1 protein-coding gene is annotated in these 1,779 nt (G+C 74.1%); it reads left to right on the plus strand.

Features of this window, described 5'->3' with window-relative positions:
* The first annotated feature begins 105 nt into the window (after positions 1-105).
* On the plus strand, positions 106-1,629 hold the full coding sequence (locus ACFWA9_RS39095) for an aldehyde dehydrogenase family protein (protein ID WP_380394349.1): 1,524 nt from the start codon (positions 106-108) through the stop codon (positions 1,627-1,629).
* Positions 1,630-1,779: the final 150 nt, after the last annotated feature.

The raw sequence follows: 1,779 nt of genomic DNA on the forward strand, positions 1-1,779 counted from the left end.
CGCGTGCACGGCCGCACCCTCCGCCGGGCCGCCGGTGCGGCCCGGCGCACCGCCCGGCCCGCGTGCCGCGGCGGTGCCCCGACAGCGCGAGGAGGCACCCAGCACATGACGGTCTACCTGCCCCCGGGTCAGCCCGGAAGCATCGTCGCCTACCGGCCCCGCTACGAGCACTGGATCGGCGGCCGCTGGACGCCGCCGGTCCGCGGCGAGTACTTCGAGAACCCCAGCCCGGTCACCGGTGAGGTCTTCACCGAGGTCGCCCGCGGCACCGCCGAGGACATCGAGGCCGCGCTCGACGCCGCCCACGCCGCCGCCCCCGCCTGGGGCCACACCCCGCCCGCCGAACGCGCCCAGGTGCTGCTGCGGATGGCCGACCGGATCGCCGACCACCTGGAGGAGCTGGCGGTCGCGGAGAGCTGGGACAACGGCAAGCCGGTGCGCGAGACGCTGGCCGCCGACCTGCCGCTGGCCGTCGACCACCTGCGCTACTTCGCGGGCGCGCTGCGCGCCCAGGAGGGCGGCCTCTCCCAGCTGGACGAGGACACCGTGGCGTACCACTTCCACGAGCCGCTGGGCGTGGTCGGCCAGATCATCCCGTGGAACTTCCCGATCCTGATGGCGGTCTGGAAGCTCGCCCCGGCGCTGGCGGCCGGCAACGCGGTGGTGCTCAAGCCCGCCGAGCAGACCCCGGCCTCGATCCTGCTGCTGGTCGAGCTCACCGCGGACCTGCTGCCGCCCGGCGTGCTCAACGTGGTCAACGGCTTCGGCCTGGAGGCCGGCCGCCCGCTGGCCGCCAGCCCCCGGATCCGGAAGATAGCCTTCACCGGCGAGACCACCACCGGCCGGCTCATCTCCCAGTACGCCAGCGGCAATCTGATCCCGGTCTCGCTGGAGCTCGGCGGCAAGAGCCCCAACCTGTTCTTCGCCGACGTCGCGGCCGAGCAGGACGCCTTCTACGACAAGACCCTGGAGGGCTTCGCGATGTTCGCCCTCAACCAGGGCGAGGTCTGCACCTGCCCGAGCCGGGCGCTGATCCAGTCCGCCGTCTACGACCGCCTGCTCTCCGACGGCCTGGAGCGGGTGCGGGCGATCCGCCAGGGCGACCCGCTGGACACCGCGACCCAGGTCGGCGCGCAGGCCAGCGACGACCAGCTGAAGAAGATCCTCTCGTACATCGAGATCGGCCAGGCCGAGGGGGCCAAGGTGCTGACCGGTGGCGAGCGGGCCGACCTCGGCGGCTCGCTGGCCGGCGGCTACTACGTGACGCCCACCGTCTTCGAGGGCGTGAACAGCATGCGGATCTTCCAGGAGGAGATCTTCGGCCCGGTCCTCTCGGTCGCCCGCTTCGAGGACTTCGACGACGGCATCGCCCAGGCCAACGACACCCCGTACGGCCTCGGCGCGGGCGTCTGGAGCCGGGACGGCGCCACCGCCTACCGGGCCGGGCGGGCGATCCAGGCCGGGCGGGTCTGGACCAACTGCTACCACCTCTACCCCGCGCACGCGGCGTTCGGCGGCTACAAGAACTCCGGCATCGGCCGGGAGAACCACAAGGCCGTGCTGGAGCACTACCAGCAGACCAAGAACCTGCTGGTCAGCTACTCCCCGGACGCCCTGGGCTTCTTCTAGGCCGGGCACCGGGCGCCCGGCCGGGCACCGGGCGCTCCCGACGGACGCGAAAGGCGGAGTGGGGCGTGGGGACCGGCCGCGAGCCCCCCCCCCCCCCCACCCCCGGGGGCGCGGCGCGGGGCCCCCCGCGGGGCCCCCCCCCCCCGGTGG

Source organism: Kitasatospora sp. NPDC059973, assembly GCF_042737525.1.
Lineage (GTDB): Bacteria > Actinomycetota > Actinomycetes > Streptomycetales > Streptomycetaceae > Kitasatospora.

What these genes read in the sequence shown, in the direction of transcription:
- ACFWA9_RS39095 (WP_380394349.1), top strand. Translation starts at nt 106, where the DNA reads ATGACGGTCTACCTGCCCCCGGGTCAGCCCGGAAGCATCGTCGCCTAC.